At 64.5% G+C, this 24,599-nt stretch carries 23 protein-coding genes; 14 read left to right on the forward strand and 9 right to left on the reverse strand.

The window, feature by feature from the left end; all coding sequences use genetic code 11:
* Positions 1–85 precede the first annotated feature (85 nt).
* The gene (nosP, locus tag QME24_RS10960; protein WP_009681767.1) at positions 86–1,249 is read left to right on the forward strand and encodes a nitric oxide-sensing protein NosP; all 1,164 of its coding nucleotides are present in this window, start codon (positions 86–88) and stop codon (positions 1,247–1,249) included.
* A complete protein-coding gene (locus QME24_RS10965) occupies positions 1,218–3,113 on the forward strand; it encodes a NahK/ErcS family hybrid sensor histidine kinase/response regulator (RefSeq protein WP_054906187.1) in 1,896 nt (631 codons plus the stop codon). Before nosP ends, QME24_RS10965 begins: the two co-directional genes overlap by 32 nt.
* Before the next feature lie 52 nt (positions 3,114–3,165).
* Here QME24_RS10965 and QME24_RS10970 read toward each other — a convergent pair whose 3' ends face one another.
* The 6 genes from QME24_RS10970 to QME24_RS10995 form a co-directional block, all read right to left on the reverse strand.
* Positions 3,166–3,831, reverse strand: a complete 666-nt coding sequence (locus QME24_RS10970) for a response regulator transcription factor (protein WP_009681769.1) — start codon at positions 3,829–3,831, stop codon at positions 3,166–3,168.
* 58 nt (positions 3,832–3,889) lie between these two features.
* Positions 3,890–4,450, reverse strand: a complete 561-nt coding sequence (locus QME24_RS10975) for a PQQ-dependent catabolism-associated CXXCW motif protein (protein WP_047149590.1) — start codon at positions 4,448–4,450, stop codon at positions 3,890–3,892.
* Positions 4,451–4,590: 140 nt separating this feature from the next.
* Positions 4,591–5,382: an ABC transporter permease gene (locus QME24_RS10980; RefSeq protein ID WP_054906186.1), complete on the reverse strand. Its 792-nt coding sequence runs from the start codon at positions 5,380–5,382 to the stop codon at positions 4,591–4,593.
* Positions 5,379–6,119, reverse strand: a complete 741-nt coding sequence (locus QME24_RS10985; protein WP_054906185.1) for an ABC transporter ATP-binding protein — start codon at positions 6,117–6,119, stop codon at positions 5,379–5,381. Before QME24_RS10985 ends, QME24_RS10980 begins: the two co-directional genes overlap by 4 nt.
* Positions 6,116–7,105, reverse strand: a complete 990-nt coding sequence (locus QME24_RS10990; RefSeq protein WP_054906184.1) for a YVTN family beta-propeller repeat protein — start codon at positions 7,103–7,105, stop codon at positions 6,116–6,118. The genes QME24_RS10985 and QME24_RS10990 overlap by 4 nt, the downstream gene beginning before the upstream one ends.
* Positions 7,106–7,135: 30 nt before the next feature.
* Entirely contained in the window at positions 7,136–8,329 is a 1,194-nt protein-coding gene (locus QME24_RS10995) for an ABC transporter substrate-binding protein (RefSeq protein WP_054906183.1), read from the reverse strand.
* Between the two features lie 150 nt (positions 8,330–8,479).
* Between QME24_RS10995 and QME24_RS11000 the strand changes: the two genes are divergently transcribed.
* Positions 8,480–9,754, forward strand: coding sequence for a histidine kinase (locus QME24_RS11000; protein ID WP_029885150.1), 1,275 nt, complete (start codon positions 8,480–8,482; stop codon positions 9,752–9,754).
* Entirely contained in the window at positions 9,754–10,392 is a 639-nt protein-coding gene (locus QME24_RS11005; protein ID WP_029885149.1) for a response regulator transcription factor, read from the forward strand. Before QME24_RS11000 ends, QME24_RS11005 begins: the two co-directional genes overlap by 1 nt.
* Before the next feature lie 151 nt (positions 10,393–10,543).
* Here QME24_RS11005 and QME24_RS11010 read toward each other — a convergent pair whose 3' ends face one another.
* Positions 10,544–11,203 carry a pentapeptide repeat-containing protein gene (locus QME24_RS11010; protein WP_154211533.1) on the reverse strand — a complete coding sequence of 220 codons (660 nt, stop codon included), beginning with the start codon at positions 11,201–11,203 and terminating at the stop codon, positions 10,544–10,546.
* Between the two features lie 77 nt (positions 11,204–11,280).
* Positions 11,281–13,176: a quinoprotein ethanol dehydrogenase gene (gene exaA, locus QME24_RS11015; RefSeq protein ID WP_054905457.1), complete on the reverse strand. Its 1,896-nt coding sequence runs from the start codon at positions 13,174–13,176 to the stop codon at positions 11,281–11,283.
* Between the two features lie 254 nt (positions 13,177–13,430).
* Between exaA and pedF the strand changes: the two genes are divergently transcribed.
* The 10 genes from pedF (at position 13,431) to QME24_RS11065 (ending at position 23,773) form a co-directional block, all read left to right on the forward strand.
* Positions 13,431–13,892 carry a cytochrome c-550 PedF gene (gene pedF / locus QME24_RS11020; protein ID WP_009682327.1) on the forward strand — a complete coding sequence of 154 codons (462 nt, stop codon included), beginning with the start codon at positions 13,431–13,433 and terminating at the stop codon, positions 13,890–13,892.
* Between the two features lie 5 nt (positions 13,893–13,897).
* The gene (locus QME24_RS11025; protein ID WP_054905455.1) at positions 13,898–14,773 is read left to right on the forward strand and encodes a transporter substrate-binding domain-containing protein; all 876 of its coding nucleotides are present in this window, start codon (positions 13,898–13,900) and stop codon (positions 14,771–14,773) included.
* 35 nt (positions 14,774–14,808) lie between these two features.
* A complete protein-coding gene (locus tag QME24_RS11030; RefSeq protein ID WP_280091917.1) occupies positions 14,809–15,576 on the forward strand; it encodes a quinoprotein dehydrogenase-associated SoxYZ-like carrier in 768 nt (255 codons plus the stop codon).
* A gap of 38 nt (positions 15,577–15,614) precedes the next feature.
* The gene (locus QME24_RS11035) at positions 15,615–16,547 is read left to right on the forward strand and encodes a quinoprotein relay system zinc metallohydrolase 1 (RefSeq protein ID WP_281690844.1); all 933 of its coding nucleotides are present in this window, start codon (positions 15,615–15,617) and stop codon (positions 16,545–16,547) included.
* 242 nt (positions 16,548–16,789) lie between these two features.
* Complete coding sequence (pedH, locus tag QME24_RS11040) at positions 16,790–18,577, forward strand: PQQ-dependent alcohol dehydrogenase PedH (protein WP_029885145.1); 1,788 nt, start codon at positions 16,790–16,792, stop codon at positions 18,575–18,577.
* 119 nt (positions 18,578–18,696) lie between these two features.
* Positions 18,697–20,217 (forward strand): aldehyde dehydrogenase family protein, encoded by a 1,521-nt coding sequence (locus tag QME24_RS11045; RefSeq protein ID WP_054912999.1) that lies wholly within the window; start codon positions 18,697–18,699, stop codon positions 20,215–20,217.
* Between the two features lie 259 nt (positions 20,218–20,476).
* Entirely contained in the window at positions 20,477–20,548 is a 72-nt protein-coding gene (gene pqqA / locus QME24_RS11050) for a pyrroloquinoline quinone precursor peptide PqqA (RefSeq protein ID WP_003243383.1), read from the forward strand.
* Positions 20,549–20,600: 52 nt separating this feature from the next.
* Positions 20,601–20,873 (forward strand): pyrroloquinoline quinone biosynthesis peptide chaperone PqqD, encoded by a 273-nt coding sequence (pqqD, locus tag QME24_RS11055; protein ID WP_029885144.1) that lies wholly within the window; start codon positions 20,601–20,603, stop codon positions 20,871–20,873.
* A gap of 88 nt (positions 20,874–20,961) precedes the next feature.
* Positions 20,962–22,125, forward strand: a complete 1,164-nt coding sequence (ercA, locus tag QME24_RS11060) for an alcohol dehydrogenase-like regulatory protein ErcA (protein ID WP_009682320.1) — start codon at positions 20,962–20,964, stop codon at positions 22,123–22,125.
* Entirely contained in the window at positions 22,109–23,773 is a 1,665-nt protein-coding gene (locus QME24_RS11065) for a NahK/ErcS family hybrid sensor histidine kinase/response regulator (protein WP_192439996.1), read from the forward strand. The genes ercA and QME24_RS11065 overlap by 17 nt, the downstream gene beginning before the upstream one ends.
* Before the next feature lie 102 nt (positions 23,774–23,875).
* On the opposite strand, the gene QME24_RS11070 is transcribed toward QME24_RS11065, so the two are convergent.
* Positions 23,876–24,598, reverse strand: a complete 723-nt coding sequence (locus QME24_RS11070) for a proteasome-type protease (RefSeq protein WP_029885142.1) — start codon at positions 24,596–24,598, stop codon at positions 23,876–23,878.
* Between the last annotated feature and the right edge of the window lies 1 nt (position 24,599).

A 24,599-nucleotide genomic window follows, 5' to 3' on the forward strand; every position in this document is an offset into this window, starting at 1 on the left:
CGCCCACCCGCTACCCAAGTAGCATTCGCCCCACGTACCCGGCTTCGTACACTGCACCTTCAGCCGCCCTGCGCCGGAGACTTTGATGCAACAGGCCCTCAACGACGGTGTGCTCAGCGCCATGTCCCAGGCCACCGATGCCCGGTTGGCCGCCCAGGACCTGGCGCGACAGCTCCTGCACCCCCACCTGGGCCTGGTGCTGTTTTTCTGTTCTGCCGAATACAACCTGCAGGAACTGGCCCAGGCGTTGGAACAGGGGTTTGGCGGCATCCGCCTGGTGGGCTGCACCAGTGCCGGCGAAATCACCCCGCAGGGGTACGGCCGCAACTGCGTGACCGCGCTGGGCTTCGATCACCGGCACTTTTCCATCGCCACCGGGCTGATCGACGAAATGGAGCACTTCAGCCTCATCGATGCGCAACAGATGGTCGAGCGCCTGGTCGGCACCTGCCGCAGCAATTCGTTGGCGCCGATCAAGGGCCACAGCTTTGCCCTGACCCTGCTCGATGGGCTGTCCAGCCGGGAGGAAATGGTCCTCGCTGCCCTTAGCGCGGCGTTGGGCGACATCCCGCACTTCGGCGGTTCGGCCGGCGACGACAACTACCTCAACCGCACGCATGTCTACCACGGCGGCGCCTTCCACAGCGGCGCAGCGGTGGTGGTGCTGGTCAACACCTGGCTCGACTTCGAAGTGTTCACCACCCATCACATCCAGCCGCGCCAGGAAAAACTGGTGGTCACTGGCGCCGACAGCGGCCAGCGCCGGGTATTCGAGCTGAATGCCGAACCCGCTGCCGAGGAATATGCCCGGCTCATCGGTGTGCCGGTGGCGGCGCTCGATTACCGGGTGTTCGCCGCGCACCCGTTGGCCGTGCGCATTCACGACCAGTACTACATGCGCGCCGTCCAGCGTGTGCACGATGACTTGAGCCTGAGTTTCTACTGTGCTGTGGAGAACGGCATCGTGCTCACGGCCATGACCCCAGGGCCGTTGCTGCCGAACCTGCATGAGCTGTTCGACGGCCTGCACCAGCGCCTGGGCCCGCTGTTGTTGACCATCGGTTGCGACTGCTTCCTCCGGCGTCTGGAACTGGAGGGGCAACACAGCCTGGAACTGGTGGGGGCGTTTCTGCGCGAGCAACGGGTGATCGGGTTCAACACCTACGGAGAACAGTTCAATGGCATGCATATCAACCAGACCTTCACCGGCGTCGCCATTGCCCGCAACCGGCCTCCTGTCGGTCGCTGACCTGCAGGCCGAGGTGGCCCGGCTGCAGCAGCAGAACCATAAGCTGCAGCGCATCAATGGTGCGCTGATCGAACGTGTCGAGTCCGGGGTCACCCGCGGCAACGACCCGTACGCGGCGTTTCAGCATTCGGTGGTGCTGGCCGAGCAGGTGCGCGAGCGCACCGATGCGCTGAGCCAGGCCATGGCCGAGTTGAAGGCAGTGAACCACCTGCTCAGCGAGGCCCGGCAGCGGGCCGAGACCGCGCACCAGCACCAGATTCGCCTGATCACCGACAACGTTCCGGCGTTGATCGCCTACCTCAATGCCGACCTGGTCTATGAATTCACCAACAAGGTGTATGAGGAATGGTACTGCTGGCCGCGTGGCGTGATGCTGGGGCAAAGCCTGCGCGAGGCCCACAGCGAACAGCACTACCAACGCCTCGAGGCCTATGTGACGCGGGCATTGGCGGGCGAGAGCGTGACCTTCGAGTTTGCCGAAACCAACATCAAGGGCCAGGAGCGCTACATGCTGCGCTCCTATGTCCCCAACCGCCTGGCCAGCGGCGAGGTGGTGGGTATCTTCGTGTTGATCCGCGATATCACCGAGCGGCGCAATACCGCGCAGGCATTGCACCAGGCCTATCAGCACCTGGAGCAGCGGGTGCGTGAGCGCACGGCGGAGCTGACCAGCCTCAACGACCAGTTGCTGCGGGAAATCGAAGAGCGCAGCCAGGCGCAAGCGCGGCTGCGCGAAGCCAAGCGCGAGGCCGAACAGGCCAACCTGTCGAAAACCAAGTTTCTGGCTGCGGTCAGCCATGATTTGCTGCAACCGCTGAATGCGGCGCGGCTGTTCACCAGCGCGTTGCTGGAAAGCCGCGAACCGCAGCAAAGTGCCCAGTTGGTCCGCAATGTCAGCAACTCGCTGGAGGATGTGGAGAGCCTGCTGGGCACCCTGGTCGACATTTCCAAACTTGATGCGGGCGTGATCAAGGCCGATATCGCGCCTTTCGCGCTCAGCGAGCTGCTGGACAACCTGGCGGCCGAATATGCCCAGGTCGCGCGTAGCGAGGGCCTGGCCCTGCATTTCGTGGGGTGTTCGGCGGTGGTGCGCAGTGATATCCAGCTGTTGGCGCGCATTCTGCGCAACCTGCTCAGCAATGCCATCCGTTACACCCGCAGCGGGCGGGTGGTGCTGGGTTGCCGGCGCCTGCGTGGCGGCTTGCGGATCGAGGTGTGGGACAGCGGCATCGGCATCGCCGAAGAACACCTGGAGGAAATGTTCCAGGAGTTCCGGCGCGGTGATGTGCAGCGCCCCGAGCAGGATCGCGGGCTGGGCCTGGGCCTGGCGATCGTGGAGAAGATCGCCGGTATCCTGGGCCATCGCATCCGCGTGCGGTCATGGCTGGGTAAGGGATCGGTGTTTGCCGTCGAGGTCCCGTTGAGCACCGTTGCGCCCAAGGCGCAGCCGAGCCAGGCCGTGTGCGAGCCGATGTTCGAACGCCTGCGTGGGGCGCAAGTCTGGGTGCTGGACAACGATGCGGCCATTTGTGCCGGCATGCGCACGCTGCTCGAAGGCTGGGGGTGCAAGGTGATCACCGCGCTGTCGGAGGAAGACCTGGCGCGCCAGGTGGACAATTACCACGCCGAGGCCAACCTGCTGATTGCCGACTACCACCTGGACAATGACTGCAACGGCCTCGACGCGGTGGCGCGGATCAATGCCCGCCGCACCCAGCCGCTACCGGCGCTGATGATCACGGCCAACTACAGCAACGACCTCAAGCAGCAGATCCGTGAGCTGGGCCATACCCTGATGCACAAGCCGGTGCGGCCGTTGAAATTGAAGACTGCAATGAGCCATTTGCTGGGCACCCAAGGCTAGGGCCGGGTGTGCTATGGGGGCTGCAACGCGGCCCCCATGAAGCTGGAGACGGTCAGCGCCGCAGGTAGTCGGCGAAGTCGATATCGCCCGCACTGAGAATGGCCTGCACGCGGTTGTGCACATTGAGCTTGCGCAAGATCGCCGACACATGCGCCTTGACCGTGGTCTCGGCGATATCCAGGGTGTAGGCAATCTGCTTGTTCGATTCCCCCTTGGTCATGCGTTCCAGTACCAGCAACTGCTTGCGGGTCAAGGCCTGGAGCATTTCCGGCGGGAAGCTCGGCGCATCGTTCTGGCGCCGGCCGGTGCTGCTTTTCTGCGCGCGGATGATGTCGGGCGGCAGGTAGACATTACCGTTGAGGATCTGCTCGATCGCCTCGATCATCTGTGCGCGCGGCGAGGACTTGGTGATGAAACCCACCGCGCCGTAGGTGATGGCCTGCAGCACGATCTGTTTCTCCTGTTCGGCCGACACGATCACCACCGGCGTGGTCGGTGCTTCGTTGCGCAGGGTGATCAGGCCGTTGAGGCCGTGCATGCCGGGCATGTTCAGGTCGAGCAGGATCAGGTCGAGGTCGTCATGCGCCTGGGTCAGCGCCAGGGCGCTGTCCAGGTCGGCGGTTTCCATGACCTCGCTGCCTTGGAACCCATCGCTGATGACGTTGTGGATGGCTTCGCGAAACAGGGGGTGATCGTCGGCAATCAGAATTTTGTACATGGCCTTTTCACCTTGTTTTTATTGGATGGAGCAGGGCACGCAGTGGCAGTTGAACAGATCAGGGCAAAGGCACCGGTTGCGCCGGCTGCAGCGGCAGGTTGGCCTGCTGCCACGCGTCAACGCCGTCGCGGTACCAGTACAGGTTGTGGTAACCCAGGGCTTTAGCGCGTTTTACCGCGTTCCAGCTCAGCCAGCAATCGGCGCGGCAGTAGAACACCACAGGCTGGTCGGGGTGCCCGGCGGTGGCGCTTTGCAGGTTGTGCGCAAAGTACGCCTGCCAGGCCGGGCTCAGCTCGCCATCGCCGGTGTTGGCCAGCCACAGGCTGCCGGGAAGGTTGGCGTGCGGCTCGTCTTCGATGAAGCGGCCCTGCAGCCACTGGCGGCGGTACACGTCGATCAGTACCGGCCGCGGCTGCTGGCTGAGCAGGCGTTGCAATGTGGCGGTGTCTACCACCTGGCCGCCGTCGACCTGCGCTGGGGTCGGGCTGCGGTAAAGGGTGATGCGGTAACCGTCGGCAGAGAACAGCGGCGCCGTGTCGGCCTGGGCGGTGCCCAGCGTCAGGCTCATTGAAAGTGCCGCCAGCAAGGGGCGCGGCAGCCGGGGCAGGGCACATGGCATGGGGTTCTTCCTTTTTGTTATGAACCCATTACATGCCAGTAGCGGTGCTTTGTGAATGCGACGATAGACAGTAAATGCAGTACTAAAGTAGTAGATGGCTTAGCGCCGCCCGTCAGCCTGGGCCGCGCCAGGCCACAGGATCATCGCGGCTTGCGCAACGCTGCGTGCTGGGGGTTGAAGGTGGCAATCGCCAGCAGCGTGAACAGCACCGTCAAGCCCAGGCACACCGCCAGCGCCAACAGGTTCAGGCGCTGGTACAAGGCAAACCGCACCAGCTCCACGGCATGGGTGAACGGGTTCACCGCGCACAGCCAGTACAGCCACTCGCTGGCTTCGCGCATCTTCCACAGTGGGTACAGCGCCGAAGACAGGAAAAACAGTGGGAAGATCACGAAATTCATCACCCCGGCAAAGTTCTCCAGCTGGCGGATGGCGTTCGACAGCAGCAGCCCCAGGGCACTGAGCATGAACGCCACCAGCAGCAGCGCCGGCAGTGCCAGCAGCAACCCCACCGCCGGCGGTTGCACACCGTACACCCAGGCAATGGCGAGGAACGCGTACACCTGCAGCAGGGAAATGAGCGAGGTCGCCAGCAACTTGCTGGCCAACAGGAACGGCCGCGGCAGGGGGCTGGTCAGCAGCACGCGCATGCTGCCCATTTCCCGGTCATAGACCATCGACAAGGACCCTTGCATGCCGTTGAACAGCAGGATCATGCAGGCCAGCCCCGGGATGATGTACACCTCGTAGGGGATGTAGGTGTCGTACGGCTCGATGATGGCGATGCCCAGCGCTGCCCGAAAGCCGGCGGCGAACACCAGCAACCACAGCAACGGGCGCACCAGGGCACTGAGCAGGCGCGTGCGCTGCAATACGAAGCGCAGCCATTCGCGCAGCATGATGCCGTTGAAACACTGCCAGTAGGCGTTCATCGGGTGTGGGCTCCTGAAGGCTGCCGGGTCAGGTGGGCAAAGGCATGGTCCAGGTCGCCGCCGTGCTGCAGGCTCAGGGCATCGGCGGTACCGCTGGCCACCAGGCGCCCTTGATGGAGAATCAGCAGGTCGTCGCTAGGCTGCACTTCGTCCAGCAGGTGGGTGGTCCACAGCACACTCAACTGCTGCTGGCGGCACAGCTGCCGCACGTGCTGGTTGAGTGCCAGGCGGCTGGCCGGGTCGAGGCCGACGCTGGCCTCGTCCAGCAGCAGCAGGCGTGGCTCGTGCAGCAGCGCACGGGCGATTTCCACCCGCCGGCGGTGGCCGATATTCAGCTCGCGCACGCTGTGGTGGCGGCGCTCGCCCAGGCCCTGGCGCGTCAGCTCGGCCTCTACCCGCTGGTTGCCGTGGCGCCGTGACAGGCCATGCAGGGCGGCGTGGTAGCGCAGGTTCTGCTCCACGCTCAGGTCCAGGTCCAGGGTGCTCTGCTGGAACACCACGCCCATCTGCCGCAGCGCCGGGCGCGGGGTGTCGCGCAACGAGCAGCCGCACACCCGGATATCGCCGTGCTGCAGGTCGTACAGGCGGGTCAGCAGGGCGATCAGGGTCGACTTGCCGGCGCCATTGGGGCCCAGCAACGCGGCAAAACGGCCCGGTGCCAGGCTGAAACCGACCTGCCGCAGCGCCTCGCGCTGGCCGTAGGCGAAGCTCACATCGGCCACCTCGAGGGCGTTCATGGGGTGACCACCACGCCCCAAGGGTAGCGCCCGACTTTCACCGATTTGAGCACCTTGAGGTCCTGCGTATCGATTACCGATACATCGCCGCTGACCCCGTTGGTGGCCAGCAAGCGGCGCTGGTCGGGGGAGAACGCCAACTGCCAGACCCGCCGCCCGACCAGCAGGTAATCGAGCACCTCGTAGGTCTTGGCATCGATCACCGCCACATGGTTGGCCGGGCCCAGGGCGACGAAGGCATACTTGCCGTCCGCGCTGAGCTTGATTCCCACCGGCTGGACCTTGTCCGGGTGCACGCCCTTGATCTGGAAGTTCAGGGTTTTCAGCACCTGGCGCGTGGCAACGTCAAGGACAGTCACCGTGCCGCCGATTTCCGCCGAGGCCCACAGCCTGGAACCGTCCTGGCTGAATTCGACGAAGCGCGGGCGCTGGTCGACCAGGGTGCTGTCGGCCAGGGTCTGGGTGCTGGTGTCGATCCAGTGCAACATGTTGGTGGTTTCGCTGGTATTGACCGCCCATTTGCCATCGGGGCTGACGGCCATGCCTTCAGGTTCGATACCGACATCGATCTGCCCCAGTACCTGGTCGGTCACGGTGTCGATCACGGTCACCAGCGCATCGTCTTCGTTGGAAACGTACAGCCAGCGGTCGTTGGGGTGCAGGGCGAACTGCTCGGGGTCTTTGCCAGAGGGCAGTTCCTTGATGATCTTGCGGGTGGCCACGTCCATCACCTGTACCCGGTCGGAATCGCTGGCGCAGATGTACAGCAGCTTGTTGTCATGCGACAGCAGCAGCCCCCGAGGGCGTTGGCCGACCGCAACGGTTTCGGTGACCTCCAGGGTCTGCAGGTCGATCAGGCTGAGGCTGTTGTCCTTTTCGTTGGACACCCAGGCAGTGGCGGCCAGCGCATGCCCGCAGGCCAGCGCCAGGGCGCCCGTCAGCAAGCTGAGGTAGAGCAGGGCGCGGGAAAGCAGAGGGCGGTGCATGGCGTATTCCTTATTGTTGTGGTTGTCGGCTCAGGGGTACGTGCAGGTCACTTCGGGCTTGTCGTAGCCCAGGCTGTCCATTTCGTTGAAGGGGTGCAGGAAGCCATCTTGTGGCGATGTGCTGACCAGTGCGCGAGGCTGCACCAGCGCAATCGGTTGGCGCAGCTCGCCGTTCCAGGGCCGGTAGCTGAGCTTGCGGCCCTTGAAACCGTCCAGGGGCAGTTGCTCGCTGAGCAGCAGCTGTTGCAGCGCCCGTGGGTCGGCCTGGCGCAGTTTGCTGACCGCGCTGGCAATGCTGCGCACGGCCATCCAGGCGGCGAAGTCACGGTCGTTCATCCAGCGCCCGGCCTGGGCCTCGAAACGTTTTTGCAGTTGCGCCGCGCCGAAGGTTTCCACGGTCTTGTGCCAACCGGTGGGGGTCAACCCCTGGGTGCCCGCCACTGGCCGCGGGTACCAGGTCTGGTAGGGCAGGTATTCGCCAAAGTCACCGCGTTCGTCGGCCACCAGCACCACGTCGTATTCGGCGGTTTGCGTGAACAGCGGCATGTCGGCCTGGGCGCTGCGGCGCTGGTCGTTGTCGAAGGTCCAGGCTTTTTCCGCGACCAGCTGCACGCCGAAGCGTTTCGCCGAGCGGCGCAGGGCGGCGGCGTAGGCCTGGTCATCTGCGGTCTGGCCGACCACCAGCAGCGCGCGTTGCCATTTGCGCAGCACCAGGAACTGCACCAGCGCATCGGCGAGCATTGCCCGGCCCGGCAGGCTGTGCAGCACGTTACCCAGGCACTGGCTGCTGCGCAGGCTGTCGTCGGGGCTGCCGGCATTGAACAGCAGGCTGTCGGGCAGCGCCGCGGCCAGCGCGCGCAGGCTGGTGGCCGGGGCGTTGACCACGAACAGGCGCAGGCCTTGCTCGTGTTGTGCTTGGGCCGCCTGCAACAGCGCCTCGGGGCTGTCCACGTTGGCGCGGGTCAGCTGGAACTGTTGCTTGAGAAAACGCCCGGTGCTGTTGCTGTCGACGATCGCCAGCTCGGCGCCTTGCAGGCCAGCGTCGGCCGGTTCGGGGATGATATTGGACAGCAGCGGGCCCGGGTCGGGCCGGTAGCCCAAATAGCCGATGCCCACGTGCAATAGGGCGTCGGCCTGGCCCGCAGCGGCCGACGCATGGGGCGCGGACAACACGGCGATCAGGGCCAGCAGGCAGAACAAGGCAAGGTGGGCAGGCTGGCGCATGACACACTCCACGGCAGATGGCGCCAGCATAGGAACCCCGCCGGGCACGGGAAATATGCAGAAAGTAGCGCTCGGCCGGTACCAAGGTAGTAATTTCCCGCGCCACCTACGGTTTTACGATGGGCCTCGGCACCCCTGAAGAGAGCTCCCATGCGCCTGTTCAACTTGTCTGCGCTGTGGCGCATCAACCTTTGGGTCACCGGCTGCTTCGCCCTGGTGACGGTGGCCTGTGCCGGGGTGCTGCTGCACCAGGCTGTGGCCGACGTGGAGCGTGAGCTGCAGTCTGCCGAAGCCGTGGTGACCTACCTTGCCGAGACTGCCGAGCGTGACCCGGCCAGTTTGCAGCCGGGCCTGACCCAGAACCTGCGCCATGTACGGGTGCATTGGCTGGCAGCTGGCGATGCCGCCCTGTTGCCGGGGGATGCCGGTGTGGATGCCTGGCTGGGCCGCCAGCTGTTCGGTCAACACCACCCAGGTGGCCGTTTACTGACACTGAGCGATGGCCGGCGGGTGCTGATTGCCGTGGATGCCCGCGATGAAATCGACGAAGTCTGGGAGTCGCTGGTGCAATTGCTGAGCTTGTGCGGCCTGGCGCTGGTATTGAGCCTGGTGACCATCCGTTGGGCGGTCGGGCGGGCGATGGGGCTGCTGGCTGAATTGCTGGGGGCGCTGCGGCAGGTGTCGGCGGGGCACCTGGCCGTGCGTTTGCGCGAGGCCAACCTGCCGGAGGCACGCCAGTTGGCTGCGCACTTCAACGCGATGGTGGCGAACCTGGAGCAGGCCCGGGCCGACAATACGCAGCTGACCCAGGCCCTGCTGGCGGTGCAGGAGCAGGAGCGTACCCGGCTGGCGCAGGCTCTGCACGATGACCTTGGGCAATACCTGGCCGGTATCCGCGCCCAGGGCTGCCTGCTGCGCATGGCGGCCGACCAGCCCGCTGTGGTCAAGCAGACCACACAGCAACTGGAACTGAATTGCGAACATTTGCAGCAAGGGTTTCGTGCCCTGGTACAAGACCTGTATCCGGTGGCGCTGCAACACATGCCGCTGGCGCAGGCCATTGGCCTGCTGGTGAGCCAGTGGCAGGCCAGGCAGGGCATCGATTGCCGGCTGCGGGTTGGCGAGCATTTGCCAGACTTGCCCGCGCCGAGCAGGACGCACTTGTACCGGCTGCTGCAGGAGGCGTTGACCAATGTCGCCCGGCATGCCGGCGCCAGCCAGGTGCGGGTGCGCCTGCAGCGCAGCGCCAAGGGGTTGCGCTTGTTCGTGCGCGACAATGGGTGCGGCGCGCGCCAACCGCGCCGGCCCGGGGTTGGCTTGCACTCGATGGCCGAACGCGCGCGCAGCCTGGGGGGTGAATTACGCATTTTCAGCCGCCCGGGTGGCGGTTGGGCGTTGGCGCTGAACATCCCCAAGGAGGTGTGATGAATATCGTACTGGTCGACGACCATGCTGTGGTCCGCCAAGGCTATGCCAGCCTGCTGCGGGCGGTATTGCCAGACATCCAGGTGCGCGAAGCGGCCAGTGGCGAAGAGGCGCTGGCCCTGGTGCACGAGCAGGTGCCCAACCTGGTGGTCATGGACTTCGGCCTGCCGGGCATCAGCGGCCTGGAAGCCACCCGCCGGCTGCGTCAGCGCCTGCCCCAGCTGCGGGTGCTGTTCTTCAGCATGCACGACGAGTTGCCCCTGGTGCGGCAGGCGCTGGAAGCCGGGGCGTCGGGCTACCTGACCAAGAATTCGGCGCCCGAGGTGCTGATCGAGGCGGTGCAGCGTGTATTGGCCGGGCATGCCTACATTGAACAGCCGCTGGCTACGCAATTGGCCTGCACCACCCCGCACAATGAAAGCGACCCGCGCCTGCAGCGCATGACCCAGCGCGAGCTGGAGATTTTCGTCATGCTTGCCAAGGGCACCCCGGCGCGGCTGATTGCCGAGCAGTTGTGCATCAGTGCCAAGACCGTGTCCAACCATTTGACCTTGCTCAAGAGCAAGCTGCAGGTCAGCTCGCATGCCGAGCTGGTGCACCTGGGGATTGACCTGGGGCTGGTGCGGGTAGCGGGGTAGGCCCTGTGTCGCGATGGGCTGCCTGTAGGAGCGGCCTTGTGTCGCGATGGGCTGCAAAGCAGCCCCAGGGTTTCAGCATGGTGCACAAATTGCCGGGGCTGCTTTGCAGCCCATCGCGACACAAGGCCGCTCCTACAGGCAGCGCAATCAGTCACTTGTCCCAGGTTTCGGGGCAGCCTGTGCATCCCTCCATGTTGGCCTCCTGGAAATTCCCGTAATGCTGCCGTGCCCCGCGCAGGTCGGCGCGTGCCAGGTTGCTCTGGCCGAACTTGGCCTCCTGCAGGTTGGCGTCGGTCAGCCTGGCCTCCTGCAGGTCGGCCTTGCTGAGCCAGGCCATTTCGAGGTCCGCAGCCTGCAGGTTGGCTTTGTGCAACTTGGCCCCGGACAACCGGGCGAACTGCAGATAGGCCGCGCTGAGGTCGGCGTTCTCGAACTGCGCGCCTTGGGCGAACAGGCCCCAGCCTTGGATGGCCACCAGGTGGCTATTGCTCAGGTCGGCCAGGCGCAGGTTGCTCTGCTGCAGGCTGGCGCGGGTCAGGTTGGCGCCTTGCAGGCGGGCTTTTTCCAGGTTGGCCAGGTCCAGTTGGGCGTGGCGCAGGTCGGCGTCGCGCAAGTCGGCGCCGGCCAGGTTCATCTTGCGCAGGTCCTGGTTAGCCAGGTTGGCGCCGCGCAGGTTGGCACCCGGGCACTGGCTGGCTTCGGCGATGACGCAGCCGTTGATGGTCAGTGGGGCATCGTCGCCAGCGTCTTCGGCCTGTGCGGCCAGGGCAGGCGAGAGCGCCAACAGCAGGGCAATGGGCAGGTAGTTCATGGCGAATGGCTCTCGTGGGTGTAAGCACCAGGTGAAGGGGCCGCAACGCGGCCCCGGGTATACGCCACCTCAGGCGATCACCGCTGGGCGGTCTTGTTGTCCCAGCTCGGGATCTTGAACACCCAGAACGAGCCACCCTGGGCAACGGGCTTGGTCAGTTCGGCCATGTCGCCACCCCACAGCGGCACCGCACCGCCGTAGCCGACCGTCACGCCGATGTACTGCTCGCCATCCTGCTCCCAGGTGATGGGCGGGGATACGATGCCGCTGCCGGTCTGGAACTTCCACAGCTCCTTGCCCGTCTTGGCGTCGAAGGCCTTGAAAAAACCATCGCCGGTGCCGGTGAACACCAGGTTGCCCTTGGTTGCCAGCACGCCTGCCCACAGTGGCAGGTGCTCTTTGTGTTCCCACACCAGTTTGCCGGTGGTCGGGTCCATGGCGCGCAGGGTGCCGACGTGGTCGTCGTACATGCGCTTGATGCGGAAGCCCATGCCAAGGTAGGCCGAGCCTTTCTTGTAGTTCACTTCCTCGGTCCAGTATTCCTCCTTCCACTGGTTGCCGGGGATGTAGAACAGGCCGGTGTCCTGGCTGTAGGCCATGGGGTTCCAGTTCTTGCCGCCGAGGAATGGCGGCGAAACCTCGACTGGCTTGCCTTTGGTTTCACCCGGCAGCGGCTTGGCCGGGCGCTGGCCGGGGTTTTCCACCGGCCGCCCGGTCTTCAGGTCGATATGGCTGGCCCAGGTGATGTTGTCGACGAAGGGGAAGGCGTTCTGCAACTTGCCATTGTTGCGGTCGACCACATAGAAGAAGCCGTTGCGGTCGGCGTGGCCGGTGGCCTTGACCACCTTGCCGTCCTTGCCTTTGTAGTCGAACAGCACCAGTTCGTTGTTGCCGGAGAAGTCCCAGGCGTCGTTGGGGGTGTGCTGGTAGAACCACTTGACCTCGCCGGTGCTCGGGTCTACACCGACCTGGCCGGAGGTATACAGGCTGTCGTAGTCGTGCGGGTTGCCGTCTTTCGAGGTACGCGCCCAGGTGTTCCAAGGCCCCGGGTTGCCCGCCCCGACGATGATGGTATTGGTTTCCGGATCGAAGCTGGCGCTTTGCCAAGGGGCGCCGCCACCATGGCTCCAGGCTTCGACCTTGCCGGTTTCGGTGGTGGGGTCATCTGGCCAGGACGGTGCCTTGACGTCGCCGGTCGGGGTGCTGTCCTTGCCATTCAGGCGGCCCATGTGGCCCTCGACGAAAGGCCGCATCCACACTTCTTCCCCGGTATCCGGGTCGCGTGCGAACAGCTGCCCGACCACGCCGAATTCATCCCCCGAGCTGCCGTGGATCAGCAGGACCTTGCCACTGGTCTTGTCCTTGATCAGCACCGGCGCGCCGGTCATGGTGTAGCCGGCACTGTGGTCGCCGAACTTCTTGTTCCAGACCACCTTGCCGGTGTGTTTGTCCAGGGCCACGACCCGCGCGTCGAGGGTGCCGAAGTAGATCTTGTCGCCGTAGATGGCGGCGCCCCGGTTGACCACGTCGCAGCAGGGGCGAATGTTGTCGGGCAGGCGGTGGTTGTAGGTCCACAGGCGTTTGCCGGTTTTGGCATCGAGGGCAAATACCCGTGAGTAAGACCCTGTCACATAGACCACACCGTCGCTGACGATGGCCTGCGATTCCTGGCCGCGCTGCTTCTCGTCGCCGAACGAGTAGGACCACGCCGGGGTGAGCTTGAACACGTTCTTGTCGTTGACCTGGGCCAACGGGCTCCAGCGCTGGGCATTGGTGCCCATGCCGTACTGCAGCACGTCGTTGGTGGTGAGGTGGTCGTTGGCGATGTCTTCCCAGGTGACGTTCTTGGTGGCAGGTGCCGCAGGGGGGGTGGCCGCAGTTGCCACGCTGCCCAAGGCCAGGCTACCGGCCATCAGCAGCACGCGCACGCTCAAGGCCAGAGGGGAAAGGGCGGGTAGCGATCTTATTGTCATGGTTGCAGTTCCCAGTGGAGGTTTTGGCCTGCACAGGGTGAGCCGCCGGGGCGCTCGCCGGATACGGAAAAAATCCCGCCATTGCCGGGAAGAGTTCCCGGTCGGCACCTCATTTGGCCGTTCGCCACAAGCCCTAGTACCAAGGGAGTAAGGCGCGACCACCAAAGCAGCATTCGGCCGTATGCCGGGTGTTTTTAAGATGGCGACACGGCCTCTGTGGTTGAGGCTTTGCGTGCAATGGTGAGGGCATAACAATGACAACAAAACGCAATGTGTGGCTTGCTGCAGGCTTGTTGGCCGGCGCGGTAATGACCGGTACCGCCTGGGCCCATGGCAATGTAGTCCCACAGGCGGTAGAGACCAAGGGGCTGACCCCGGTCAAGGACGCTGGGGTGAGCCTGGACGCAGACGGCTGGGCGGCGGTCAACCCTTACCGTAGCTCGCCGGAACACGACAAGGCAGTCGAGATCGGCGCCTCGGCCTATAACCAGAACTGCGCGGCCTGCCATGGCCTGGAAGCCAAGTCTGGCGGCATTGCCCCGGACCTGCGGCTGCTCGATGCCGGCGACGCCGGCGATGAATGGTTCGTCGAGCGTGTGCGCCATGGCGCGGTGCGCGACGGCCGCGTGTACATGCCGAAAATGGCCGACTACCTGAGCCAGGAGGCTTTGTGGGCGGTGCGCACATACCTGGACAGCGTGCACGTCGAGGAGTAACGGCCATGCGCCTGATGGCGGTGCTGTTCAGTGCCCTGTTGCTGTGCTGTGCGGCGGCCCAGGCGCAAGTGCGCAACTACGACACGATCATCGCCGCCGGGGAGCTCAAGGTAGCGGTGTACAAGGACTTTGCGCCTTACAGTTTCCAGGACCACGGCCAGCCGCGGGGCGTGGATGTGGACCTGGCGCAGGCACTGGCCGAGGCGATGGGCGTGCGCCTGAAACTGATCTGGGCGCCGCCTGGGGAAAAGCTCGACGACGACCTGCGGGACTACATCTGGCGCGGCAGCCCGCTGCGTCATCAGCAATTGGCAGACCTGATGCTGCGGGTGCCCTACGACCACGATTATGCGCAGAGGCGCAACGAGCTGGGCGAGCTGGAAAACGCCCAGGTGGTGATGTTCGGCCCGTATCAGCAAGAACGTTGGCAGGTGGCCTATGACCGCCGCCGGTTGCCTTCGGTGGCCAGTGTCGCGGTATTCCAGCAGCACCCGATTGGGGTAGAGGTCGACAGCGTGCCGTCGTTCTACCTGACCTCGGTGCTCAACGGCATGCTCAGCGCCAAGACCCACCATTACCCCGGCGTGCAGCAAGCCTTCGCCGCCATGCAGGCCGGTGAGGTAGACGCGGTGATGGCCATGCGCGGCGAGGTCGACTGGCAACTGCATGAGGCCGCGAACCCACAGCTGGCGTTGGCGGAAAATGCGTACCCCAACCTGGGCAAGCAGGCCTGGGACATCGGCATGGCCGTGCATGAAAGCAACCGGCAGTTGGCCTATGCGGTCGAGGAGGCGCTAGAGGTGTTGATACGGGAGGGGCGCATGCAGGCGATCTATGCCCAGTACGGCCTGCGTTACCAGGTGCCGGACATGTACCAGTAGCCTGGGCTCGGCAGCCCGGCAAATGGGAGCGGATCATGAACCTCAAAGCAACCTTGCTGCTGGCCTGCTGGCTATCTTGGGCAAGCCAGGCCCTGGCCAGCGAGCCGCCTGCCAACCAGGACCCGGTGCCCTCGGTGATGTGGGACTTCTACCACAAGCAACTGCTCGACCAGGCAGCGTTCGTCTTCGATGAGCGGGTCAAGCTGCTGGCTCCCCCTTTTGCCGAGGACGCACGCCAGGTGCCGTTGGAAATCGATGCACGCGCGTTCACTGGCGAGGTGGTGCGCATCATTGCCTGGGCCGAACTCAACCCGCTGCCGCGCATTGTCGACTTCCAGCCCGGCGAACGGGTACTGCCGTGGTTATCGCTGCGTATCCGTATCGAGCAGGCCACACCACTTCGCGCGGCGGTGCTCACGCGCGACGGCCTGTGGCACGTGGGCTCGACCCTGATCGATGCTGCCGGCGGTGGTTGTACCGCCCCCAGCGTGGTGCGCACCCAGCCCGGCTGGGAAGAGCACCTCGGCGAGGTGCTGGGGGGCCGCTACCCGCGTGGCGACAGCAGCCGCCTGCGCCTGCAGGTGGCGCACCCGATGGACAACGGCCTGGTCAGTGGCATTCCCGAGTTCTACCTCAACCATGCCGAGTTGCAAGGCGCCGATGGCCAGCGCCTGGCCAGCCTGACGCTGTACCCGGCGGTCAGCGAGAACCCGAACCTGAGTTTCGATATCCAGGGCCCCGGGCCGACCCGGCTGTTGTTGCAGGACAACAGCGGTAACCAGTTCGAGGCGGCAGTGCCTTGAGCGCGGTCGCCATCCACCCCTGAACCGAGGCGCCTGCCATGCGTTGGATCCTGCTGTTGCTGTTGTGCCTGGGCCTTCCGGCCCAGGCCAACCTGGATTACCGGCTCGCCCCCCGGCAGATTGCCGAGGGTACTTGGCTGCTGGAGGGCAGTACCGACAATTTCGCCAAGGCCAATGGCGGCAACGTGGTCAACACGGCCTTCATCGTGACCGACGAGGGAGTGGTGGTGATCGACAGCGGGCCGTCCAGACGCTATGGCGAGGCCTTGCGCCAGGCGATTGCCACGGTGACCGACAAGCCGGTGCTGGAAGTGCTGCTGACCCATCATCACCCGGACCATGTGCTCGGCAACCAGGCGTTCACCGACGTGCCCATCGGTGCCCTGGCCGGCACCGCTGCGTTGTTGCGCGAGCAAGGCGATGCCATGGCGGAAAACATGTACCGCCTGGTTGGTGACTGGATGCGAGGCACCGAGGTGGTGCTGCCGACCCGAGTCGTGGAACGGGGTGTGCGCGATGTGGGCGGGCACCGCCTGCGCCTGCTCGGGCTACGCGGGCATACCGGTGCGGACCTGGCGATCCTCGATGAAACGACCGGGGTGCTGTTTGCCGGCGACCTGCTGTTTTATCAGCGTGCCCTGACCACCCCCAACAGCCCGGGCCTCGATGTGTGGCTGCACGACCTCGACACCTTGCAGGCGCTGCCCTGGAAGCAACTGGTAGCCGGCCACGGGCCGCTGGCCAGTGATGCGCAACCCTTTGTCCAGATGCGCGACTACCTCACCTGGCTGGACAACCTGCTGCGCGACGGCGCCGCCCGTGGCGACGATATGGCCGAAATGATCCGCAGCCCGATACCCGAACGCTTCGCCGGCCTGAGCCTGACGCGTTACGAACTTATTCGCAGTGTCAGCCACCTATACCCGCGGTACGAACGCCGGCAACTTCGGCGGGTAGATAGTACGCCCTGAGCCAGACACTACGGCGTGGGAGCGGCCATGCGTCGCGAAAGGGCGGCGCAGCAGCGCCGGCAATTTCCGCTGACACCAACCCAGGGGCCGCTTTGCGCCCCTTTCGTTCAAAAGGCAGCTGCTACCAAGGAACTAGAAATCTCCACACTGCGAGCAATTGTTGGCAAACACCTCGGGACCAAGAATTCCCGGCACACCGGGAAAATTTCCCGGGCACAACAAAAAAACCAAAGGTAGCCGACATGACCCGATCCCCACGTCGTCCCGCGTTCGCCGTGAGCCTGGTGCTCAGCGCCATGTTGCTGGCCGGCGCTGCCCACGCCGCCGTCAGCAATGAAGACATCCTCCAGGACCCGAAGAACCCCCAGCAGATCGTGACCAATGGCCTGGGCGTGCAGGGCCAGCGTTACAGCCCGCTGGACATGCTCAACACCAACAACGTGAAGGAACTGCGCCCGGTCTGGGCGTTTTCCTTCGGCGGTGAGAAGCAGCGCGGCCAACAGGCGCAGCCGCTGATCAAGGATGGGGTGATGTACCTGACCGGCTCCTACTCGCGGGTATTCGCCGTGGACGCGCGAACCGGCAAGAAACTGTGGCAGTACGATGCGCGCCTGCCCGATGACATCCGCCCATGCTGCGACGTGATCAACCGGGGCGTGGCGTTGTACGGCAACCTGGTGTTCTTCGGCACCCTCGACGCCAAGCTGGTGGCGCTGAACAAGGACACCGGCAAGGTGGTGTGGAGCAAGAAGGTGGCCGACCACAAGGAAGGCTATTCGATCAGCGCCGCGCCAATGATCGTCAACGGCAAGCTGATTACCGGCGTGGCTGGCGGCGAGTTCGGTGTGGTGGGCAAGATCCAGGCCTACAACCCGGAAAACGGTGAGCTGCTGTGGATGCGCCCCACCGTGGAAGGCCACATGGGGTATGTGTACAAGGACGGCAAGGCCATCGAAAACGGTATTTCCGGTGGCGAAGCCGGCAAGACCTGGCCGGGCGACCTGTGGAAGACCGGCGGTGCAGCGCCGTGGCTGGGCGGCTACTACGACCCGGAAACCAACCTGATCCTGTTCGGCACCGGCAACCCGGCACCGTGGAACTCCCACCTGCGCCCAGGGGACAACCTGTATTCCTCATCGCGCCTGGCACTGAACCCGGACGATGGCACGATCAAATGGCATTTCCAGAGCACGCCACACGACGGTTGGGACTTTGATGGCGTCAACGAGCTGATCTCGTTCAACTACAAGGACGGCGGCAAAGAGGTCAAGGCCGCTGCCACTGCCGACCGCAACGGCTTCTTCTACGTGCTGGACCGCACCAACGGCAAGTTCATCCGCGGCTTCCCCTTCGTCGACAAAATCACCTGGGCCACTGGCCTGGACAAGAACGGCCGGCCGATCTACAACGAGGCCAGCCGCCCGGGTGCACCGGGTAGCGAAGCCAAGGGCAGCTCGGTGTTCGTTGCCCCGGCGTTCCTCGGTGCGAAAAACTGGATGCCGATGGCCTATAACCAGGACACCGGGCTGTTCTACGTGCCGTCCAACGAGTGGGGCATGGACATCTGGAACGAGGGCATTGCCTACAAGAAAGGGGCGGCGTTCCTGGGCGCCGGCTTCACCATCAAGCCGCTCAACGAAGACTACATCGGTGTGCTACGTGCCATCGACCCGGTCAGCGGCAAGGAAGTGTGGCGCCACAAGAACTATGCACCGCTGTGGGGTGGGGTACTGACCACCAAGGGCAACCTGGTGTTCACCGGTACCCCGGAAGGCTTCCTGCAGGCGTTCAACGCCAAGACCGGCGACAAGGTCTGGGAGTTCCAGACCGGCTCAGGCGTGCTCGGTTCGCCGGTGACCTGGGAAATGGACGGCGAGCAGTACGTATCGGTGGTGTCCGGCTGGGGCGGCGCGGTGCCGCTGTGGGGCGGAGAAGTGGCCAAGCGGGTCAAGGACTTCAACCAGGGCGGCATGCTCTGGACCTTCAAGTTGCCCAAGCAGTTGCAGCAGACCGCCAGCGCCAAACCCTGACTCCTACTACCAAATGACGAGAGCCCCGCTGCCAACGATGCATTCGCCTGGCAGGCGGGGCTTTCTACCATCGGCATATCGCCTGTCGTGGGACAGGCATTGACCTGCAGAGGCTCAGCATGATCTACGCACAACCCGGAACCCCAGGCGCCGTCGTTTCCTTCAAACCGCGCTATGGCAACTTCATCAATGGCGAGTTCGTGGCGCCCTTGGCTGGCCAGTACTTCACCAACAGCTCGCCGGTCAACGGCCAACCGATCGCCGAATTCCCACGTTCTAGCGCACAGGATATCGAGCGCGCCCTGGACGCTGCCCATGCCGCGGCTGACGCGTGGGGCAAGACCTCGGTGCAGGAGCGGGCCCTGGCGCTGCTGAAAATCGCCGACCGGATCGAACAGAACCTCGAAGTGCTGGCGGTCACCGAAAGCTGGGACAACGGCAAGGCCGTACGCGAAACCCTGAATGCCGACGTGCCGCTGGCCGCGGACCACTTCCGTTATTTTGCGGGCTGCATTCGTGCCCAGGAAGGTGGCGCGGCGGAAATCAACGAAACCACCGTGGCGTATCACCTGCACGAACCCCTGGGTGTGGTCGGGCAGATCATCCCGTGGAACTTCCCGTTGCTGATGGCCGCCTGGAAACTCGCCCCGGCGCTGGCGGCGGGTAACTGCGTGGTGCTGAAACCGGCCGAGCAGACGCCGTTGTCGATCACCATTTTTGCCGAGCTGATCGCCGACCTGCTGCCGGCCGGGGTGCTGAACATCGTCCAGGGCTATGGCCGTGAGGCTGGGGAGGCGCTGGCCACCAGCAAGCGTATTGCCAAGATCGCCTTCACCGGGTCCACCCCGGTGGGCTCGCACATCATGAAGTGCGCGGCCGAGAACATCATCCCGTCTACCGTCGAACTGGGTGGCAAGTCGCCGAACATCTTCTTCGAAGACATCATGCAGGCGGAGCCGGCGTTCATCGAGAAAGCCGCCGAGGGCCTGGTGTTGGCGTTCTTCAACCAGGGCGAGGTGTGCACCTGCCCGTCGCGTGCGCTGATCCAGGAGTCGATCTACGAACCGTTCATGGCCGAGGTGATGAAGAAGATCGCCAAGATCAGCCGTGGCAACCCGCTGGACACCGAAACCATGGTTGGCGCCCAGGCGTCGGAGCAGCAGTACGACAAGATCCTCTCGTACCTGCAGATTGCCCGGGAGGAGGGTGCCGAATTGCTCACTGGCGGTGCTGCCGAGCGCCTGCAGGGTGACCTGGCCAGCGGCTATTACATTCAGCCGACCCTGCTCAAGGGCCACAACCGGATGCGCGTGTTCCAGGAAGAGATCTTCGGCCCGGTGGTGGGGGTGACCACCTTCAAGGACGAAGCCGAGGCCCTGGCGATCGCCAACGACAGCGAGTTCGGCCTGGGGGCCGGCCTCTGGACCCGCGACATCAACCGTGCCTACCGCATGGGCCGCGGCATCAAGGCCGGCCGGGTATGGACCAACTGCTACCACCTGTACCCCGCGCATGCGGCATTCGGTGGCTACAAGAAGTCGGGTGTGGGCCGTGAGACGCACAAGATGATGCTCGACCATTACCAGCAGACCAAGAACCTGCTGGTGAGCTACGACATCAACCCGTTGGGCTTCTTCTGACCCCCTGATGAACCTGCGCGGTTGGCGCAGCGGCCTGGTGTCGCGGCCAGGCTGCGCAGCCACCCCTCATTGCTGTAGCGGTGCAGCGAATGCCAGGCCGCCTGCCCAGGCGCCCTGGCTGGCCTGATGGCAATGTGTGGCAACCCCGTTGCTACCAATGCACCCGGCAAACTCGTTCCAAAGTAGCATTCGCCCTCACCACCGCCCATGCATTAATGCCTCTACCGGAATCGCCCGGCACAAGAAGAGGACATGCCCCATGTGGACCAAACCCGCCTACACCGACCTGCGCATTGGCTTTGAAGTGACGATGTACTTCGCCAACCGCTGATGCCTGCCCGGCCACCGTCAAGGTGGCCGGATCCCCACGCCCGGTGCCTGCCGTGAAACTGATCGACCGCCAGCAGACACTGGCCCTGGCCAAGGGCTTGCGGCTACGCTGGGACCCGTTGCAGGCATGCCATGTGCTGCTGTACCCCGGGGGCGTCATCGAGCTCAACGCCAGTGCCGGCTGGGTGCTGGAGTTGCTGGACGGCCAGCGCAGTACGGCAGCGATCATCGACCAGCTGGCACAGCGTTTTCCCGGGGTTCCCGGCCTTGGCGAGGACGTACTGGCGTTCCTGGAGGTGGCCCGCGCCAAGGCGTGGATCGAATGATGACTGTGCCGCTTTGGTCTGGTTGCTTTCGCCGCGGGATGCTTTACGCTGGCGGTTATCTTCCAGAACAATAAGAACAGGCTTTACGATGAGCCAGAGTTTCAGCCCCCTTCGCAAGTTCGTTTCGCCTGAAATCATCTTTGGTGCCGGCTGCCGACATAATGTGGCCAACTACGCCAAGACCTTTGGTGCGCGCAAGGTCCTGGTGGTCAGCGACCCTGGGGTGATTGCCGCTGGCTGGGTGGCCGACGTCGAGGCCAGCCTGCAGGCGCAGGGTATCGACTATTGCCTGTACACGGCCGTCTCGCCCAACCCCCGGGTCGAGGAGGTGATGCTCGGCGCCGAGATCTACCGGCAGAACCACTGCGATGTGATCGTCGCGGTCGGTGGTGGCAGCCCGATGGATTGCGGCAAGGCCATTGGGATCGTGGTCGCCCACGGGCGCAGCATCCTTGAGTTCGAGGGCGTGGACATGATTCGCGTGCCCAGCCCGCCGTTGATCCTGATCCCGACCACCGCCGGTACCTCGGCCGATGTGTCGCAGTTCGTGATCATCTCCAACCAGCAGGAGCGCATGAAGTTCTCCATCGTCAGCAAGGCGGTGGTGCCCGACGTGTCGCTGATCGACCCGCAAACCACGTTGAGCATGGACCCGTTCCTGTCGGCCTGTACCGGCATCGACGCGCTGGTGCATGCCATCGAGGCGTTCGTGTCTACCGGTCATGGCCCGCTGACCGACCCCCATGCGCTGGAAGCCATGCGCCTGATCAACGGCAACCTGGTGGAAATGATCGCCAACCCCGGCGACATCGCCCTGCGCGAGAAGATCATGCTCGGCAGCATGCAGGCGGGGCTGGCGTTCTCCAACGCGATCCTGGGCGCGGTGCATGCCATGTCGCACAGCCTCGGCGGTTTCCTCGACCTGCCTCATGGCCTGTGCAATGCGGTGCTGGTCGAGCACGTGGTGGCGTTCAACTACAGTTCGGCGCCCGAGCGCTTCAAGGTCATTGCCGAGGTCTTCGGCATCGACTGCCGCGGCCTCAACCACCGGCAGATCTGCGGCCGGCTGGTGGAACACCTGATTGCCCTGAAGCACGCCATCGGCTTCCATGAAACCTTGGGCCTGCACGGGGTGCGCACGGCCGATATTCCGTTCCTGTCGCAACATGCGATGGATGACCCGTGCATCCTCACCAACCCGCGCGCGTCGAGCCAGCGAGATGTCGAGGTGGTCTATGGCGAGGCCCTCTGACGAGCAGCAGCGCGCGCTGGCGGGGCTACTAGGCCTGGGCGACCACTCGGCGCGTAAAAGCCACTACCCGGAATTATCTGCCCGGCTGGATGAACTGGAAGCCGAGCGCAACCGCTACAAATGGCTGTTCGAGAACGCCGTGCACGGCATTTTCCAGGCCAGCCTGCAGGACGGCATGCGTGCTGCCAACCCGGCACTGGCCCGCATGCTCGGCTATGACGACCCACAGCAAGTGCTGTTTTCCCTGACCGACCTGGCAACCCACCTGTTCGATGGCGGTGCGCAAGAGCTGCAGGCGATTACCGCGATTCTCGCCCGGGAGCACAGCCTGCATGGCTATGAAACCCGGCTGCGGCGCAAGGATGGCAGCCACCTCGACGTGCTGATGAACCTGCTGCTCAAGCCCGGTCACGAAGGCCTGGTTGAAGGCTTCGTGGCCGATATCACCGAGCGCAAGCAGGCCCAGCAGCGCCTGCAACAGCTCAATGACGAACTGGAGCAACGGGTTGCTGCACGTACCGATGAGCTGATCGAGGCGCGCGATGCTGCCGAAGCCGCCAACCGCAGCAAGGACAAGTACCTGGCCGCTGCCAGCCATGACCTGCTGCAACCGCTGAACGCCGCGCGCCTGTTGATCTCCACCTTGCGTGAGCGGCCGCTGCCAGACGCCGAACATGTGCTGGTGGAGCGTACCCACCAGGCGCTGGAGGGCGCCGAAGACCTGCTGACCGATTTGCTGGATATCTCGCGGCTCGACCAGGCTGCGGTCAGGCCCGATGTGGCGGTTTATCGCCTGGACGAGCTGTTTGCGCCTTTGATTTCAGAATTCCGCTCGGTGGCCGATGCCGCGGGCCTGAAATTTCACGCCAGGGTTCCCGATTATGCCGTCAGCACGGATCTGCGCTTGCTGACGCGCATTCTGCGCAACTTCCTCAGCAATGCCTGCCGCTACACCGACGAGGGCCGCGTTCTGTTGGGGGCAAGGCGCCGCGGCGAACACTTGCGCCTGGAGGTATGGGACAGCGGGCGCGGCATTGCCCAGGACCGGTTGCAAGCCATATTCCTGGAGTTCAACCAGCTGGACGTTGGCCGCGCGGCGGACCGCAAGGGCGTAGGCCTGGGGTTGGCCATCGTCGAGCGGATCGCCAAGATTCTCGGCTACCGGATCGAAGTGCGTTCGTGGCCGGGGCGTGGCTCGGTGTTCAGCATCGAGGTGCCGCTTGGCCAGGCGCTGCCGCCGCTCCTGCAGCCCACGCTGCCCCAGCCCACTGCCGGCAACCCGCTGCCGGGCCGTCGCCTGCTGGTGCTGGACAACGAAGTGAGCATTCTCGAAAGCATGGGCGCGTTGCTGGGGCAGTGGGGCTGCGAAGTGGTCACCGCCACCGATCAGCAGGGTGCCTTGCAGGCGCTTGAAGGGCGCGCCCCGGAGCTGATCCTGGCTGACTTTCATCTGGATCACGGCGTGGTGGGCTGTGATGTGGTGCGGCAGTTGCGCGAACATTACGCCAGCGCCATACCCGCGGTCATCATCACGGCCGACCGCAGTGACCAGTGCCGGCGCTCGTTGCGCAAGCTTGGCGCACCGTTGCTGAACAAACCGGTGAAACCAGGCAAGTTGCGTGCGGTATTGAGCCAGTTGCTGGGCTGAGGGGCATGAGGCGTATTGGGGGGCGGCACCGCCCTTTGAGGGGGCGGGCTCATCCACGAAAAGGCCGGGCATGCTGGCCGGGATTTCCTGGCCATTCCCCCATCAGCCATACGGCGGCGCCGGCAGCTCGGCCAGCAAGGTTTTCAGGCCTTCGCCCCACTGCCGGCGAATCTGCTGGTAATAGGCATCGTCGCTGGCGATGCGGATGGGCTGCGGTGCCTCCAAGGCATCGGCTCGGTACACCAGCAAGTCCAGCGGCATGCCTACCGACAGGTTGCTGCGGATGGTGGAGTCGAACGAGATCAGGCCACAGCGCAACGCCTCATCCAGCGGGGTGCGGTACTCCAGGTTGCGGTCGAGTATGGGCCGACCGTATTTGCTTTCCCCCAACTGCAGGAAAGGCGTGTCGCGCGTGGCCTGGAAAAAGTTGCCCTGGGCATAGACGTTGTAGATCGCCATCGGCCCGCCCGCAATCTGGCCACCGACGATGAACGAGCTGCTCAGGTCGATACCGGCCGTCAGCTTGCTGCGGTCGCGGCACACCACCTCGCGCAAGGTATCGGCCACCAGCACGGTGGCATCGTAGAGCGTGGCGACATTCAGCAGGTGCGGGCCGCTGCCCTGGCTGCGTTGCTGCAGCAGGTTGACCACTGACTGCGAGGTTGCCAGGTTGCCCGCCGTCTGCAGCACGATCAGGCGCTCACCGGGTACGCTGAAGACGAACAACTTGGCAAAGGTGGAGATCTGGTCGATACCGGCATTGGTGCGTGAGTCGCTGATGAAAACCAGCCCGTCTTGCAGGTGCATGGCGACACAGTAAGTCATG

Origin of the sequence: Pseudomonas sp. PARCl1 (genome assembly GCF_947311875.1) — a bacterium.
Lineage (GTDB): Bacteria > Pseudomonadota > Gammaproteobacteria > Pseudomonadales > Pseudomonadaceae > Aquipseudomonas > Aquipseudomonas juntendi.